We start from the raw sequence: 15,996 nt of genomic DNA, 5'->3' as shown, positions 1-15,996 counted from the left end.
GAGGATCCTTTCGGGACGATAGTCAGGTATGGATGATCTGTCAAGGTGGAATTTCCAGAGCGGAACTTGTTGAGCCTCGATCAACCGGCATCTAAGGTGTTCGGAGAACATCTCACAGCCGCGTGGGGGGACGAATGCGGGCGCTACAGTTCCACGGAGGACACAAGGCTCAGATCATTGACACTCCCCGCCCGGAGGCACCTCCCGGATGGGCTGTCGTCAAGGTGCACTACTGCTGCCTCTGTGGTAGTGATCTCTGGCTCTACCGGGGCAAGTGGCACGGCAACCGGTACCCGATCGTGCCCGGTCACGAGTGGGCCGGCGTGGTGGACTCGGCCCCGGAGGGTTACGAGTCCTGGGTCGGCCGTCCGGTCACCGGCGATCTGATCGTCGGCTGCCAGGGCTGTGGGCCCTGCCGGGACGGGCTGCCGGTGATGTGCGAGAACCTGATCGAGATCGGCTTCACCGTGGACGGTGGCTGCGCCGGTTACGTGGCCGTGCCGATCACCAACCTCTACCTGCTGCCGGAGGGGATGGACCTCGCCGCAGCGAGCCAGGTCGAGCCGCTCGCCGTCGCGCTGCACGCGGTGGACCGGATCAACCTCCGGCCGGCGGAGCGGGTCGCCGTGCTGGGTGCCGGTGGCATCGGCCAGCTCATCCTCCAGTCGGCACGGGCCACCGGGGCCTCGGTCACGCTCGCCACCGACCTGGTCGCCGAGCGTCGCAAGATCGCCGAGGAGAGCGGTGCCGACGCCGCGGTGCACCCCAGCGAGCTGCCCGAGCTCACCAGCTACGCGGACAAGGTGGACGTCGTGTTCGAGGCGTCCGGCGACCCGGAGTCGGTCGTCCGCGCGCTCGACCTGGTCCGTCCCGGCGGGCGGGTCTGCCTGGTCGGCTACCAGGTCGGTGCCGAGCACTCGCTGGAGACCGCGCGGCTGCCGCTGTCGTACGCCAGCCTGGTCGGCGTCATGGGGCCCGGTGGCAAGTACCGGGAAGCCGTGGATCTGATCGCGAACGGGGCGATCGACACGAAGCCCATCCTGACCGACATCGTCACGCTGGACGACTACGCCCCCGCCATCGAGCGGGCCATCAACCGCACCGACGGCACGGTCCGGGTCGTCTTCGACCTGCGGAACGAGTAGCCGACACGCGAGTCGGAACGTGGTGCCGCCCTCCGGCGGGGCGGCACCACGGCCGGCCGGTTCCATGGCCGCCGGCCACCAACGGCCGGTGACCCGAATCGTCACCGGCCGTTTCCTCGTTGGCCGCCGGGAGGTCGCCGAATCACTCCACTGTGGTGCGAGGAAAACGGCCTCCAGCCGCCAGAGTTTCTCCGAAGTGGACGGATGGACCCGTTCCGGGTCTTCAGACGGACACGCCGAATCGCATATATTGGCCGATCCTGATTCCGACCATAATGAGTGAGGCTGTCTATGTCTGACACGGCCAAACAAGCGACCGGCGCCGGAGCCCAGCAGCCCGGCACGGCGGGCCCCAACCGACCGGGACTCGCGTTGGCCCTCCTGGCCTCCTGCGCGTTGATGATCGTCCTCGACTCGACGGTGGTCTACGTCGCCCTGCCGAAGATCCAGCAGAGCCTCGAGGCGAGCGGGACCGGGCTGGTCTGGGTGGTCAACGCGTACGCCCTGGCGTTCGGCGGTCTGATGCTGCTCGGCGGCCGGGCCGGCGACATCGTCGGCCAGCGGCGGATCCTTCTCGTCGGGCTGGCGATCTTCGGCGTCGCCTCGCTGATCTGTGGCCTCGCCACCACCCCGGAGATGCTGATCGCCGCTCGTGCCCTCCAGGGGGTCGGGGCAGCGCTGGTCGCCCCGACGTCGCTCTCGCTGATCCCGATCAACTTCACCGACAACGCGGCCCGGAACAAGGCGATCGGTGTCTACACCGGCATCGCCGCGGCCGGCGGCACGCTCGGTCTGATCCTCGGCGGGGTGCTCAGCGACGCCGCCTCCTGGCGCTGGGTGTTCTTCATCAACGTGCCGGTGGTCGCGCTGGTGCTCCTGCTCGCGCCGCGTGTCCTCAGCGAGAGCCAGCCGCAGCGCGGCTCGTTCGACATCGTCGGAGCGGTGACCTCGACCGGTGCGATGGTCGCCCTGGTGTACGCCCTGGTCCGCACCTCGACCGAGGGTTGGGACGACCCGGTCGTCCTGGCCTGCCTCGCCGCGGCGGCCGTCCTGTTCACCGTGCTGATCCTGGCCGAGCGTCGCGCCCGGCAGCCGCTGCTGCCGTTGCGGCTGTTCGCCGACCGGGTGCGGGCCAGCGGCTTCGTCACCCTGCTGTTCTTCCCGGCCGCCTTCGCCGGCATGTTCTTCTTCCTCACCCAGTACTTCCAGGGGGTGTGGAGCTACTCCGCGCTGCGTACCGGCTTCGCCTTCATTCCGGCGGCGGTCCTGGTCCTGGTCGCCGCGATCCTGAGCGGACAGCTGGTACCCAAGCTCGGTCCGAGCGTCGTGGCCGGGATCGGCGCGCTGCTCACCACGCTCGGGATGGTCTGGCTCACCCAGATCTCCGCCGACGGCGGCTACGTCACCTCGCTGCTCGGTCCGCTGGCGATCGCCGGTTTCGGCGCCGGCCTGATCTACTCCTCGGTGACCGCCTCGATCATGTCGAACGTGGCTCCGGAGGTGACCGGCGCGGCGTCCAGCGTGTTGCAGGCGGTCCAGCAGATCGGCCCGGCGCTGGGCCTGGCCGTGCTGGTCACCGCAGCGGGCACGCCCGCCGACCCGGTCGAGGGGATGCGTCGGGCGTTCTGGGTGGCCGCCGTCATCGCCGCGCTGCCGGCCGTCCTCGCCCTGTTCAACCGTCGGTCGCGTACCGAGTGAACTGACGATGCGGGTCGCCGTCCGTCGGACCCGGCGGACGGCGACCCGTGTCCGGGCCGGTCACCGACCGGCCCCTCCGCCGGGACGGGAACGTCCCGGCCCTGGTCCCCTACGTCCAGGGCGCGGCGGCGCGCGACCCGGCGCACCCCGGGCCACCCCCACCCCCCCCCACGCAATGTGGAGAACGGAGCAGACAGGTGGAGTCGGCAGCAGTGCCCCCCACTCGACCGTCCCTGGTGCTGACCGGGCACCAGGAGGGCGTGATCGGCGCGGTCTTCCACCCCGACGATCACCTGGTCGCCACCAGCGGCGAGGACGGCACCGTCCGTCTCTGGGACGCGACCACCGGCGAGCAGGTCGGCCGGACCCTCACCGGACACACCGACACGGTCTGGCTCGTGGTGTTCGACCCCGCCGGTCGGCTGCTGGCCAGTGCCAGCGAGGACCGGACCGCCCGGATCTGGGACGTCAGCACCGGTGAGCAGGTCGGTGCCCCGCTCACCGGGCACACCGCCGGCGTCTACGGCGTGGCCTTCCACCCCGACGGCGGGCTGCTGGCCACCGGCAGCGCCGACCACACCGTACGACTGTGGAAGGTGCCCGGCGGCGAGCCGGTGGGTGAGCCCCTCACCGAGAGCACCGACGAGATCGACGGGGTGGCCTTCCACCCGGACGGTCACCTGGTCGCCTCGACCGGCGACGCGGTGCGTCTCTACGACACCGCGACCGGGCGCCCGGTCGGCACCCCGCTGGTCGGGCACACGAAGGGCGCGGTCAGCGTCGCCTTCAGTCCCGACGGGCGGCTGCTGGCCAGCGGGTCCGACGACCTGACCGTCCGCATCTGGGACCACGCGGCGGGTGGCGCGGCGGTCGAGCCGCTGGTCGGACACACCGACGCGGTCGACGGGGTGGTTTTCCACCCGAACGGTCGCCTGCTGGTCAGCGCGGCCGAGGACTGCACCGTGCGGGTCTGGGACGTCGTCACCGGGCAGCAGGTCGGTGAGGTGGAGACCGGACACACCGCTCCGGTGTGGAACATCGCCTTCGACCGGTCCGGCGAGCGCATCGTCACCGCCAGCCAGGACGGGACCGCCCGGATCCTGCCGTTCCCGGCGTACCCTGCTGCCGGGTGACGGTCGGGACCGCCGTACCCCTCACTGACTCTGCTAACGAAAGGGACCACCCCATGACCTGGACCGCCCCTGCCGTCGACCGGAAACCGGACCCCATGCTGGGCGACGAGACCGCCGTGCTGGCGGGCTGGCTCGACTACCACCGCGACACCCTGCTGTGGAAATGCTCCGGCCTGACCGAGGCACAGCTGAAGACCAACAGCGTCCCGGTGACCAACCTGACCTTGCTCGGGCTGGTGCGCCACATGACGGAGCTGGAGCGCTGGCTGCGTACCCTCTTCACCGGCGAGACGGCCGAGGACCCGTACTCCTCCGAGGAGCGCCCGGACGCGGCCTTCGACGACGTCGCCTCGGCGGACGTGCAGGCCGACTTCGACCTCTTCCGGCAGGAGGCGGAGCTGACCCGTAAGGCGTTCACGCTGCGCGACCTCGGGGAGACCTACGAGGACGAGGGCGAGGTGCGCAACCTCCGGACCACGGTGGTGCACATCCTCGAGGAGTACGCCCGGCACAACGGTCACGCGGACCTGATCCGGCAGAGCATCGACGGCGCGACGGGCGAGTGAGTCCGTCGTCACCACGGCTTGTGCCGTCCTGGCAGCCGTGAGCACGACAGGGGCCGGCCCGGACAGGAAACTGTCGGGGGCGGCCCCTGCCGTAGGGTCAGAGCTGAGCGGTCACGTACTCCACGCACTGGTCGAGGCTCCAGCCGTCCGGCCGGCCCGGCAGGCCGTCCATCTGGCAGAAGGCCGCGTTGACCCGGTCGAGCTGGGTCACCTCGCGTCCGACCAGGTCGGGCCGCGCGGCGGCCATCGTGGTCAGCGCGCGGTCGAGCCGGTCGAGCGCGTCGTCGACCACCTCGCCGCGGAAGCACGCGGACGGGTACTGCTGGTCGGACGGTTCGAGGATGAGCCCCTCGGCCAGGGCGTGCGGCAGGAGGACCTCCTCCACCTCCGGGGCGCAGACGAACTGGAACGCGGCCCCGGTGCCGGCCATCTCGATCGGCAGGTCGCGGGTGCTGATCATCTTGGCCGACTCGGACACGAAGCGGGCGCCGTCGATGGCCAGCTGCGCCTGGACGTCCAGCTCGGCCAGCCGGTCGAGGGTCGCCGAGGCCGCCGCGAAGCTGGGTGCCTCGAAGGTGAGGGTCGAGACGAACTCGGCCAGCGGCTTCAGGAACCGCTCGTCGCCGGCCACGCAGGAGAGCGGCCAGCCGTTGCTGATCCCCTTGGCGTACGTGTACATGTCCGCCACGACGCTCGCCTCGGTGACCGAGGCGCCCTGCCGGAGACGGTAACCGTGCTTCACCTCGTCGGCGATGGTGACCACCCCGACCCGCTCGCACCGTTCGAACAGGTCGGCGATGTACTCCGGCGAGACGTGGATGTAGTCCGGCGCGATGATCACGGCGGCCAGTTCGTTGGCGTGCTTGTCGAGGACCTGGTCGATCAGCTCCGGCAGGTGGTAGCAGTGCAGCACGTCCTCGGAGTTGGGCTGGCCCGGCGGGGTGAACTCCCACATCAGGTCGTACCCGTGGTAACCGCAGCTGGCGATGAGCCGCTTGCCGGTCACCTGGCGCGCGGCCGAGGCGGCGGCCCGGGTCGCGGCGGTGCCCGTCTTGAAGAACGCCACCCGCTGGTCACCGGGAAGGTCCCCGGCGATCTGCTCGGCCAGGCGGTTCTGCAGGTCGAGCGAGGCCGCCGCCGGGACGCCCGAGCGCACCGTCTTCAGCACGGCTTCGGTGACCACCGGGTCCTGGTGCCCGAGCATCACGCTACCGAAGGAGTTGGAGAGGTCGATGAGGCCACGACCCTCCGCGTCGTACACGTAGGCGCCTTCGCCACGGACGATGGTGACACCCCGCGCCACCTCGTACGGCGTGCACCCGTCAGCGTTGGCAATAATCATCAGTGGAACCTCCGGCTGTCCTGCGCCCCTCGGCCGGTCGTGGGCGACACGCGGCAAATCATAGGGTGCGACAAAGCCGAATCGCGAGTGCCCACCACTGAGTGGTATCGACAAGCGACACCGGGTGAGCAAGCCGTCAATTATCTGGGGAATTCGTCCAGTATGGAGGCCCGCCTCGGATCGAGTACTTTCAGGTATTTGTCTCGGTCGCCGCGTCGATTACCGTGGAGAGGCACGGGGTCAGCGGATGAACGCGCTGGTGGCAGCGCCTTCTGTTACGGAAGGTAATCAAGTGAAGGTTTTCCTCGTCAAGCCGCCGATCCGCGGATGCATGGTGGAAATCGGACGTCACGTTCCGATCGGGCTCGCCTACGTCTCGTCAGCGCTGCGCGCCGCGGGGCACGAGACGGAGATTTTCGACTCCCTCGCCTACACCGAGGACAACCATGTCGTCCCGGACGCGGAGCTGACCACGATCGAGCGGGCCAAGCTGGAGCGTCACCCGCGCTGGCGGCACATCATGCACTGGGGCGCCCGGACGGAGCGCATCGAGGCGGCCCTCGCTGCCAGCGAAGCGGACGTCGTCGGCATCTCCTGCATGTTCACCCCCTACTACGAGAGCGCCTACGAGCTGGCCCGGATGGCCAAGCGGGTCCTGCCGAACGCGAAGGTGATCCTTGGCGGTCAGCACGGCACCGTCGCCTTCCCGCACGTGCTCGAGGTGCCCGAGATCGACGCGGTGATGCTCGGTGAGGCCGAGGTGACCACCGTCGCGCTGTTGGACGCGTTCGCCACCGGGCGGCCCCTGACCGAGCTGCTCGGGGTGGCCTTCCGCTGTGGCGAGGGGCTCTGCGACTGCGCCACGCCCGGCACGCCGCACATCCGCCCCCGTGCGCCCTTCGTCGCCGACCTGGACTCCCTGGCGCCGCCCGCCGCCGACCAGCTCGACTTCGACCGGTACGGCAACGCGGTGACCCTGATCACCAGCCGGGGATGTCCGTTCTCCTGCTCGTTCTGCACCGTGCACGCCACGGTCGGCAAGCAGTTCCGGGCCCGTGACCCGCAGCGCGTGGTCGACGAGATCGAGCACTACGTCAACGTGCACGGGGTGCGCCGCTTCTTGGTGGAGGACGACAACTTCACCTTCGACATCGAGCGGGTGCACGCGATCTGCCAGGAGATCGTCCGACGTCAGCTCGACGTCCGGCTCAGCCTGCCGAACGGCATGACCGTCGTGAAGCTCACCGAGGACCTGGTGGAGAGCATGGTCTCGGCCGGCTTCGACGATCTCTTCCTCGGGCTGGAGACCACCGACGCGGCCCGGCTGCGCAAGATGCGCAAGGGGTTCACCTCGCTGGACAAGGTCTCCGCCGGGGTCGCCCTGTTCGAGAAGTTCGGGCTGACGGCGAGCGCCGCGATCATCGTCGGGCTGCCCGACCAGAGCCTCGACGCGATCGTGCAGGACGCGGTGAACCTGGTGCTGGCCGGGGTCGAGTTCTGGACCAACCCGTTCTACCCGATCTACGGCTCCCCGGACTACCAGACCTGTCTGAGCCGGGGCATCGTCGACCCGCTGACCGACCCCGCCCTGTTCGACCAGTTCAACTTCGCCTTCGCCAACGGCGTCCTGGCGGCGGACGAGCTCTACACGGCCTGGGTGGGCACCCTCGCCATGGCGCTGTGGCCGAAGTACGTCCTCGAGGGGGCGGAGCGCCGCGAGCAGGGGCCGGTCTCCGCGGCGGAGGCCGGCGCACGTCTGGTCGAGCACAGCATGGCGCAGCTCGACCCGGAGAGCCCGGAGGAGCTGCCGGCCACCGTGCGGGCGATCCGGGAGACCGCCGACGGGCTGCTGGCACTCGGCCACCCGCTGGGCTGCGTCTGCGTGATGCAGCACGTCGCGGACGCCGACAAGGGCGCCGGCGCCGACCAGTTCTGCCGCTTCGCCGGTGACATGATCGCTGCGGCCATCGCGCTGTACAGCGGTCAGCCGCAGGTCAGCGCGCAGGTCGGAGCGCAGACGGCCGGAGATGCCGAAGGGTGCTCGTTCATGGTCCGGCCCACCGGTGACGAGCGGATCGGCCGGATCCAGCGCCGCTTCGTCGAATTGCTCGACGAGAACCGTCGGGATGCCGAACTGGTCGCCGCCGAAGCGGTTCCCCTCTGACCCTCGTCCCAACCACACCCGCCGCACCACTCCCGTTCTGCCGGTCGCGAAGCTGGCGGGGAAGTCGACCACGGATTCCGTCGGCGGCCCCGTCATCGGCAACCCCACGGCACCGGCCGATGGCTACGGAAAGTCACGGTGGTGGGCGGGTGTGGATGGGTTCGTGGCGGATGCGGAAAAATGTCTCCGGGGCAACGTCCCGGACAATTCGGCCGAGCCGTACCGGGCTGTTCAGCCAGAATTAGGTTTCCCCGGGCAGCCGCAGCCGCCGGATTGTCCCGAAGGCTCGCCCGGGAAACCACGGTAAGTGATCCGCAGGTGGGTCGACGATGCGGTTGACGCACCTCGTGGCGTCCCCGTGTGGAGTGGTCGGCAACGGATTGACCGGCAGATACTCCGCCCTGCTCCCGCCGCGTTACGGAAAGTGAAATCACTAAACGTCAGTAGCTGTTTCAGCCATTCCGCGCATAGTTACAGTGCTATATGCTGGCGGCCACGGTGTCCCTTGGGGATAGCTGATGGCAACCGCCGACCACAGGTCGAGCGGGCCCAGCTGGCGCGCCGGCCGGACAGCCCGGCGCCGATCCCGGTGGCACTCCTGGGCAAGGGTCAAATCGGCGAGAGAAGGTAGCCAGGACATGGATTCTGCCAACTTGACGAACCGGGGGCTGGTCGAGCGGGCCCGCCGGGTGACCGCAGCGGAGAACTACGACATCGGGACCCGCTTCTCGGCGATGGTCCAGTCGGGCGAGGGCGCGTGGCTGACCGACGTCGAGGGCAACCGCTACGTCGACCTCACCGCCTCCAGCGGGACGATCATCCTGGGTCACCGGAATCAGGCGGTGACCGAGGCGATCACGCGGCAGATTCAGGATTTCGGTACGGCGTTCGCCTCGACGTTGTCGGTTCCGCGGGTGGAGTTGGCGGAGCGGTTGTGCGAGCGGTACGAGTGTGCGGAGAAGGTCGTCTTCCACAAGACCGGCTCCGAGGGCACGGCGATGGCGGCTCGCCTGGCGCGGGCGGCGACCGGTCGCGAGTTGATCCTGTCGTGCGGGTACCACGGCTGGCACGAGTGGCAGTTGGCGGGCGAGACGTTCGGGTACCAGCAGACCACCGGTGTGGTCGGTTTCGGGTACAACGAGAAGGCCCTGGCGAAGATGCTGGAGGCCTTCGGCAACGAGGTCGCCGGGGTGCTGATCTCGCCGGAGCTGTTGTACTTCGACGTCGAGTTCTACCAGCGCATGTATGCGTTGTGCGCGCGGTACGACGTGCCGTTCATGATGGACGAGGTGTACACGGGGTTCCGGGCGGGGCCGAAGGGTGTGCACGGTCTGGGTGTGCCGGCTGACGTGGTGGTGGTCAGCAAGGGTCTGGCGAACGGCCATTCGTTGGCCGCGGTGATGGGTCGTCGGGACATCATCGACGCGTACGACGTGTCGGGGATCCAGGGGACGTACACGCGGGAGGTGCCGCCGATGGCGGCGGCGCTGGCGGTCATGGATGTGCTCGACACGCCGGGTGTGTACGAGAACGCGGAGGCGATGGGCCGTCGGCTGGCGGACGGGATGCGGGAGATCCTGACCAGTGAGGGTATTCCGAACTGGGTGGGTGGCCCGGCCCTGATGTTCGACACGGTGCTGCCGAACGACGACCTGGGTTGGGAGATCTACAAGACGGCGCACGACTTCGGGGTGTACTTCGAGGACTCCGGGACGCAGCTGGTGACGACGGCGTTCGACGAGGCGGCGGTGGACCACGCGTTGTCGGCCTTCCGCAAGGCGACGCGCCAGGTGATCGCGGACCGGCCGGACATCGCGCCGACGTCGGGTGGTGAGTTGACCGAGGAGCGGAAGCTCGACTTCGCGGAGGAGGCCTTCGGTGGCCTGCTGCGTGACGACGAGCGGACGAACGCGTTGATCGACGCGACGATCGAGCAGGTGGTGAGTCGGGACCGCAGCATCAAGCCGGTCCTCATCCCCGCCCAGAACTGACCCGGACCCTGGCGTACGAACGACAGGGCCGGTGAAGATGGTTGCAGCACCGATACCGGTGACTGGCTGGGGCGACAAGGACGAACCGTGGGAGTGCCTGGGCGAACGTTCGTCCGGCGCGACGGTCTATCGCGTGGGGGAGGGTCCCTCCTTCTACGTGAAGACCACGCCGCCCAGGCACCCCGACGACCACCGGTTCAACCCGACCAAGGAGGCCGAGCGGCTCCGCTGGCTGGCCGCCCAGGGGCTGCCCGTCCCCGAGGTGGTTGCCCTCGACGCCAACGACGAACTGGCGTGGGTGGTCACCAGGGCGCTGCCCGGGCGGCCCGCCGCCCGGCACTGGAAGCCGGAGGAACGCTGGCGGGTGATCGACGTCGTCGCCGACGTCGCGCGTACGCTGCACGCGCTTCCGGTGGCGGAGTGCCCGTTCGAGCGTCGGCTGGCCGACCTGATCCACCAGGCCAGCTCCTCGATGGCGCTGGGCGCGCTCGACCTCGACGACGTGGACCCCTCGCACGAGGGCTGGACGGCTCAGCAGCTCTGGGACGAGCTGAGCAAGATGACACCCCCGGCCGAGGACGATCTCGTCGTCTGCCACGGTGACTTCTGCCTCGACAACGTGCTGGTCGATCCGGAGACGCTGACCCTGGCCGGCGTCCTCGACGTCGACCGGGCCGGAGTGTCGGACCGGTGGATGGACCTCGCCCTGGCGCTGTACAACATCGGCCAGGACGACGTCTGGGGCTACGGGCCGCCGCACGCCGAGCACTTCCTCCGGCGGTACGGCATCACCCTGGACCAGCACAAGGTGACCTACATCCAGCTGCTGGACGAATTTCTCTGAGCTGACCCGGGCGGGCCGGCGTCCGACGGACGCCGGCCCGCCCCGACGTGAATGGCGTGGTGGGCACATGAACTACCGTGAGTTGATCGAGCGGGCCCGGCGGACGACCGCGGCGGAGGAGTACGACATCTCGGGGCGCTATCCGTCGGTGATCGCGCACGCCGAGGGCGCCTGGATGACGGACCTGTCGGGCAACCGCTACGTCGACCTGACCGGCGCTGATGCCGCCGTCATCCTCGGCTACCGGCACCCGGCGGTCAACGAGGCGATCACGCGGCAGATCCGGGACTACGGTACGACGTTCGCGTCGACGTTGTCGGTTCCGCGGGTGGAGTTGGCGGAGCGGATGTGTGAGCGGTACGAGTGTGCGGAGAAGGTCGTCTTCCACAAGACCGGTACCGAGGGCACGGCGATGGCGGTCCGGTTGGCGCGGGCGGCGACGGGTCGGGAGCTGGTCCTGTCGTCCGGCTACCACGGCTGGCACGAGTGGCAGATGGCCGGGGAGGAGCTCGGGTACCAGCAGTCCACCGGTGTGGTGGGCTTCGGGTACAGCGAGAAGGCCCTGGCGAAGATGCTGGAGGCGTTCGGCGAGCAGGTCGCCGGCGTCATCGTCTCTCCCGAGGTCCTGTACTTCGACCTCGATCACTACCGCCGGATGTCGGCGTTGTGCGCGCGGTACGACGTGCCGTTCATGTTGGACGAGGTGTACACGGGGTTCCGGGCGGGGCCGAAGGGTGTGCACGGTCTGGGTGTGCCGGCTGACGTCGTCGTCCTCGGCAAGGGTCTGGCGAACGGTCATTCGTTGGCGGCGGTGATGGGTCGTCGGGACATCATCGACGCGTACGACGTGTCGGGGATCCAGGGGACGTACACGCGGGAGGTGCCGCCGATGGCGGCGGCGCTCGCGGTGCTGGACGTGTTGGACACGCCGGGTGTGTACGAGAACGCGGAGGCGATGGGCCGTCGGCTGGCGGACGGGATGCGGGAGATCCTGACCGGTGAGGGTATTCCGAACTGGGTGGGTGGTCCGGCCCTGATGTTCGACGTGGTGCTGCCGAACGACGACCTGGGTTGGGAGATCTACAAGACGGCGCACGACTTCGGGGTGTATTTCGAGGACTCGGGGACGCAGCTGGTGACGGCAGCGTTCGACGAGGCGGCGGTGGACCACGCGTTGTCGGGGTTCCGGAAGGCGACGCGTCAGGTGATCGCGGACCGGCCGGACATCGCGCCGACGTCGGGCGGCGAGTTGACCGAGGAGCGGAAGCTCGACTTCGCGGAGGAGGCCTTCGGCGGTCTGCTGCGTGACGACGAGGAGACGAACGCGTTGATCGACGCGACCATCGAGAAGGTGGTCAACCGGGACCGGAGCATCAAGCCGGTCCTCGTCCCCGCACAGAACTGACTCGGGCGGAACCGACCCGGACAGCACGAAACGGCGGCGGCCGGTGGTTTCCCGGAGGAACCACCGGCCGCCGCCGTTCGTCGCGTCGTGGGGTCAGCGCTGGTACGTGCTCGACGCCGCCAACGCGATGCCGCCCCGGACGTTGAAATCGACCGTGACCTTGAGGAAGACCGGTTCGAGGGCCGCCACCAGGTCGTCACGCATCTTCGTCGCCAGGTGCTCGTGGAAGATCCCCTCGTCCCGGAAGGTCTCCAGGTAGAGCTTGAGACTCTTGGTCTCCACTCCCCGGTCGCCGGGACGGTATTCGATCCGGATGGTCGCCCAGTCCGGCTGCCCGGTGATGGGGCAGCGGCAGGTGAACTCCCGGCAGTCGATGGTGATCTCCTGCGAGCTGTCGCCGATCGGGAATGTTTCGAGGGATCGGTCGGGCGGGGTGTCCGCCCGACCGAGCTTCGTCAGAGCCATGATCCGATCATAGGCTCTTCTTCAGCGCCCCCAGATTGTCCCGGACCTTGACCACCGCATCCAGCATGTCCTGTACGTCCTCCGGCTCCACCGAGAGCAGGGAGTGGTGGATCCACACCGCCTCGTCGAAGGCCACCCGCTCCGCCACCGGCAGGTGGAACGCGTCCGGCTCGATCTTCTCGCCGTACCGCTCCCGGATCGCCGGCCAGTCGTCGGCGGTGATGTGGAACAGCTCGTCGCGGTGCATCGGCGGGTAGAAGGTGTTCCCCTCGAACTCGACGCCCTCGGCGAGGATCGCCTCCAGCACCTTGTCCCGGTGCAGCCCGTCCCAGGCCTCGGCGTCGAACCGGAAGAGCAGCTCGTAGCGCTGCCGGCGGGTGACCCGGGGGTCCTCCGCCAGCGGCTTGAAGCCGCCGATCTCGACCAGCCCCTGGGTCAGCATCTCCGCCATCGCGGTCCGCTGCTTGTCGAGGGCGTCGTACCGGTCGAGCTGCCCCAGCAGGACGGCCGCCTGCATCTCGGTGGCCCGGTGGTTCCAGCCGAAGACCCGGCCCGGGAACCTGTCGTACGGGGCCTCCTTGCGGCCCACGTGCGCCAGGGACATCGCCCGGTGGAACGCCTCCTCGGTGGCGGTGACCAGGAAGCCACCCTCGCCCGAGGTCATGATCTTGCTGGTCTCGAAGCTGTAGCTGCCGGCGTCGCCGATGGTGCCGACGCACTGGCCGCGCCACTCCGCGAAGTGCGCGTGCGCGCAGTCCTCGATGAGCAGCAGGTTGTGCCGGCGGCAGATGTCCAGCAGCGCGTCCATGTCGGCGACCTGGTTGCCCAGGTGCACCACCATGATCGCCCTGGTCCGGTCGGTGATCGCCTCCTCGACCTTCACCGGGTCGATGCACCAGTTGTCGTCGGAGATGTCCGCCAGCACCGGCACGGCGTTGACGTGCACGATGCCGGCGACCGTCCCGACCCAGGTGAAGGCGGTGGTGATCACCTCGTCGCCAGCGTGGATCCCGAGCGCGCGCAGCGCCATGGAGAGGGTCACCGTGCCGTTGGTCGCCAGGAGGCCGTACTTCGCCCCGAGCTTGGCGGTGAACCGATCGGCGAACTGCTGGTGCATGGTGTTCGGGAAGGGGATGCCGCCGAGGTTGCGGGTCTCGATGACGGTCCGCAGCCGATCCACGTCCTCCGGGCCGACGTGCGGCCACTCCGGCCAGGGCCGGGTCCGGACCGGGTCGCCACCGAGGATGGCCAGTTTCTGCGTCATCAGCGGCTACCTGCCCCGGCGAGGGCCCCGAGGGCGATGTCCGGGTCGATCTCGAAGACGGTGCCCTTGTCGCTCATGTCGGTCCACTGCTGCTGGACCTTGTAGCCGATCGGCACCAGGCCCTCGAACGGCAGGTTGTTGTGCTTCACCCAGTAGTTCTCCAATGCGAAGGAGCCGGCCCGCAGGCTCAGGCGGTAGACGGAGTCGTCCGGGGCGACCCGGCTGCGCTCCTGCTCCACGTCGACCTCGTGAGCACCCTTGAACCGCTGCATGGTGCGGACCAGGATGTCCTGGTACACCTCCTGCGCCTCCTCGTCGCTGTAGCCGGCGCGACGGGTGAAGTGCAGGTTGTGGTGGAAGCTCTCCTGCTCGTCGTCGTCGATGTGGATGCCGTACTCGTCCGGCCGTAGCTGGATCGGCGAGTTCCGCTCGACGATGAAGTCGGCGATCTGGTACGTCACCGTGTCGTGGTAGTCGCTGAGGAACTGGTAGAGCTCCTCGGCCTCGTTCCGCTCCTCGGTGGGCAGGCCGACGATGGTCATCAGGAACGGCTTGTAGCCCAGCTCCCGGCTGTCCTGGAGGAGGCGGTGGACGACCTCCATCCGGTTGCCCTTGCGGACCAGGTCGAGCAGGCGCTCGTTCGCGGTCTCCAGGCCGAAGCGCAGGGTGCCCTGCGAGTCACGCATCTTGGTCAGGACGGCCTTGTCGATGTTGCCCTCGAACCGGACGTCGACCTCCCAGAACAGCTCCGGGCGCTGCTTGGCGATGAAGAAGTCGGCGAGCTCGACCAGTCGCTTCGCCGGGAAGACCGCGTCGGCGAAGTCGAAGTGCACGGTCCCGGGGTACTGCTCCAGGAAGGTGTCGATGTCCTTCTGGAGGTTCTCGGTGCTGCGTTCCCGGTAACTCCACGGCGCGAAGTTGGTGATCGCGTTGCAGAACGAGCACTTCATGTAGTAGCAGGACCGCGAGCCCTGGAGGACGAGGCTGCCCTGCCCCTCCTGGAAAGTGGTGTACAGCGACAGGTCGAAGTCGCTGTAGTCCGGGGTCGGGAGCTGGTTCATGTCCGCGACCCAGGAGATGTCACCGCTGCGCTCGTAGGTGCCGTCCTCGGTGCGCCAGTGGGTGTTGGGCATGTTCTCCCGCGGCTTGGACATCTCCAGCAGCAGCTTGCGACCGACCGGCTTGGTGTCGAGCACGCTCTGCTCCGACATCGGCTTGCAGCCGCCGGGGATACCGACCGGCCGCTCGCCCCGGGACAACGCCTCGGCCATCTTCAGCAGCGGCTCCTCGCCCTCCCGGACGACCAGGGAGTCGATCAGGTCACCCAGTTCCGGGCAGGCCTCCAGGCGCGGGATGAGCATGTCCGCGAACGAGGTCACCCAGGGGCCGCCCCAGCAGATGTAGAGGTCCGGGTTCTCCTGCTTCATCAGGTAGCCCAGGGTCAGCGCGGGGATGACCTGGTTGTACCCCATGATCGAGAAGCCCATCAGGCCCAGGTCGGCGGCCTTACCGGCCACCTTCTCGTGGTAGAAGGCGTGGTAGATGTTCGCGTCCGGGTCCCGGACCAGCTTCGCGATGCGTTCCGGCTCGTCGCGCAGGATCGACAGGAACTCACAGTACGAGTACGGGAACGGCGGGTCCCAGATGGAGAGGCTCTCCGGCGCGACCTGGCACTGCTGCTGCAGGTCCCACTGCTCGAAGTTCGTCTCGGTGAAGTAGTTGCCGGTGATGTGGTTCAGGAAGAACCGCTTGATGAACGGCTCGGTGAACTCGTGGGTGTTCTCCGGGCCCTGTACCTGCTCGATCTCGACCCGGTCGAGCAGGTACTTGTTGAAGTCCGCGTTCAGGTCCAGGCCGAGAGCCGGCATACCCTTGTCGCGAAGGTAGGCCGTGAGGGTCGCCACCGAGATCGGCGGGGTCTCCGCCAACAACGACGGTGGGAATGCGACACCGGTGACGATCTTTTTAGTGACGGTCAT

The 15,996-nt window shown here is 68.6% G+C and carries 12 protein-coding genes; 8 read left to right on the top strand and 4 right to left on the bottom strand.

The window, feature by feature from the left end; genetic code table 11:
• Positions 1-134: 134 nt before the first annotated feature.
• The 4 genes from QSK20_RS26780 (at position 135) to QSK20_RS26765 (ending at position 4,542) form a co-directional block, all read left to right on the top strand.
• On the top strand, positions 135-1,145 hold the full coding sequence (locus QSK20_RS26780; RefSeq protein WP_285791383.1) for a zinc-dependent alcohol dehydrogenase: 1,011 nt from the start codon (positions 135-137) through the stop codon (positions 1,143-1,145).
• Between the two features lie 372 nt (positions 1,146-1,517).
• On the top strand, positions 1,518-2,843 hold the full coding sequence (locus tag QSK20_RS26775) for an MFS transporter (RefSeq protein WP_285791382.1): 1,326 nt from the start codon (positions 1,518-1,520) through the stop codon (positions 2,841-2,843).
• Between the two features lie 197 nt (positions 2,844-3,040).
• Entirely contained in the window at positions 3,041-3,976 is a 936-nt protein-coding gene (locus tag QSK20_RS26770; protein ID WP_285791381.1) for a WD40 repeat domain-containing protein, read from the top strand.
• A gap of 53 nt (positions 3,977-4,029) precedes the next feature.
• Positions 4,030-4,542, top strand: a complete 513-nt coding sequence (locus QSK20_RS26765; protein WP_285791380.1) for a DinB family protein — start codon at positions 4,030-4,032, stop codon at positions 4,540-4,542.
• A gap of 97 nt (positions 4,543-4,639) precedes the next feature.
• On the opposite strand, the gene QSK20_RS26760 is transcribed toward QSK20_RS26765, so the two are convergent.
• Positions 4,640-5,884 (bottom strand): aminotransferase class III-fold pyridoxal phosphate-dependent enzyme, encoded by a 1,245-nt coding sequence (locus QSK20_RS26760; RefSeq protein WP_285791379.1) that lies wholly within the window; start codon positions 5,882-5,884, stop codon positions 4,640-4,642.
• A 292-nt stretch (positions 5,885-6,176) separates the two neighbouring features.
• Between QSK20_RS26760 and QSK20_RS26755 the strand changes: the two genes are divergently transcribed.
• From QSK20_RS26755 to QSK20_RS26740, 4 genes are all read left to right on the top strand, one after another.
• The gene (locus QSK20_RS26755) at positions 6,177-8,048 is read left to right on the top strand and encodes a B12-binding domain-containing radical SAM protein (RefSeq protein ID WP_285791378.1); all 1,872 of its coding nucleotides are present in this window, start codon (positions 6,177-6,179) and stop codon (positions 8,046-8,048) included.
• 638 nt (positions 8,049-8,686) lie between these two features.
• Positions 8,687-10,039, top strand: a complete 1,353-nt coding sequence (locus tag QSK20_RS26750) for an aminotransferase class III-fold pyridoxal phosphate-dependent enzyme (RefSeq protein WP_285791377.1) — start codon at positions 8,687-8,689, stop codon at positions 10,037-10,039.
• Positions 10,040-10,076: 37 nt separating this feature from the next.
• The gene (locus QSK20_RS26745; protein ID WP_285791475.1) at positions 10,077-10,883 is read left to right on the top strand and encodes an APH(3') family aminoglycoside O-phosphotransferase; all 807 of its coding nucleotides are present in this window, start codon (positions 10,077-10,079) and stop codon (positions 10,881-10,883) included.
• 67 nt (positions 10,884-10,950) lie between these two features.
• Positions 10,951-12,288 carry an aminotransferase class III-fold pyridoxal phosphate-dependent enzyme gene (locus QSK20_RS26740; protein WP_285791376.1) on the top strand — a complete coding sequence of 446 codons (1,338 nt, stop codon included), beginning with the start codon at positions 10,951-10,953 and terminating at the stop codon, positions 12,286-12,288.
• Between the two features lie 93 nt (positions 12,289-12,381).
• On the opposite strand, the gene queF is transcribed toward QSK20_RS26740, so the two are convergent.
• The 3 genes from queF to QSK20_RS26725 are packed head-to-tail and all read right to left on the bottom strand — an operon-like array spanning position 12,382 to position 15,996.
• Positions 12,382-12,753, bottom strand: a complete 372-nt coding sequence (gene queF, locus QSK20_RS26735) for a preQ(1) synthase (protein WP_088981630.1) — start codon at positions 12,751-12,753, stop codon at positions 12,382-12,384.
• 7 nt (positions 12,754-12,760) lie between these two features.
• Entirely contained in the window at positions 12,761-14,017 is a 1,257-nt protein-coding gene (locus QSK20_RS26730) for a DegT/DnrJ/EryC1/StrS family aminotransferase (RefSeq protein ID WP_285791375.1), read from the bottom strand.
• Positions 14,017-15,996, bottom strand: coding sequence for a B12-binding domain-containing radical SAM protein (locus QSK20_RS26725; protein WP_285791374.1), 1,980 nt, complete (start codon positions 15,994-15,996; stop codon positions 14,017-14,019). Before QSK20_RS26725 ends, QSK20_RS26730 begins: the two co-directional genes overlap by 1 nt.

Source organism: Micromonospora sp. NBRC 101691 (genome assembly GCF_030269285.1).
GTDB classification, from domain to species: domain Bacteria; phylum Actinomycetota; class Actinomycetes; order Mycobacteriales; family Micromonosporaceae; genus Micromonospora; species Micromonospora echinospora.
This window is presented reverse-complemented; position numbering and strand designations above follow the sequence as displayed.

Excerpts from the sequence above, each read along its gene's own strand:
- QSK20_RS26780 (WP_285791383.1), top strand. The coding sequence starts at position 135 with ATGCGGGCGCTACAGTTCCACGGAGGACACAAGGCTCAGATCATTGAC.
- QSK20_RS26765 (WP_285791380.1), top strand. The coding sequence starts at position 4,030 with ATGACCTGGACCGCCCCTGCCGTCGACCGGAAACCGGACCCCATGCTG.
- QSK20_RS26760 (WP_285791379.1), bottom strand. The coding sequence starts at position 5,884 with ATGATTATTGCCAACGCTGACGGGTGCACGCCGTACGAGGTGGCGCGG.
- QSK20_RS26750 (WP_285791377.1), top strand. The coding sequence starts at position 8,687 with ATGGATTCTGCCAACTTGACGAACCGGGGGCTGGTCGAGCGGGCCCGC.
- QSK20_RS26745 (WP_285791475.1), top strand. The coding sequence starts at position 10,077 with ATGGTTGCAGCACCGATACCGGTGACTGGCTGGGGCGACAAGGACGAA.
- QSK20_RS26740 (WP_285791376.1), top strand. The coding sequence starts at position 10,951 with ATGAACTACCGTGAGTTGATCGAGCGGGCCCGGCGGACGACCGCGGCG.
- queF (WP_088981630.1), bottom strand. The coding sequence starts at position 12,753 with ATGGCTCTGACGAAGCTCGGTCGGGCGGACACCCCGCCCGACCGATCC.
- QSK20_RS26730 (WP_285791375.1), bottom strand. The coding sequence starts at position 14,017 with ATGACGCAGAAACTGGCCATCCTCGGTGGCGACCCGGTCCGGACCCGG.
- QSK20_RS26725 (WP_285791374.1), bottom strand. The coding sequence starts at position 15,996 with ATGACCGTCACTAAAAAGATCGTCACCGGTGTCGCATTCCCACCGTCG.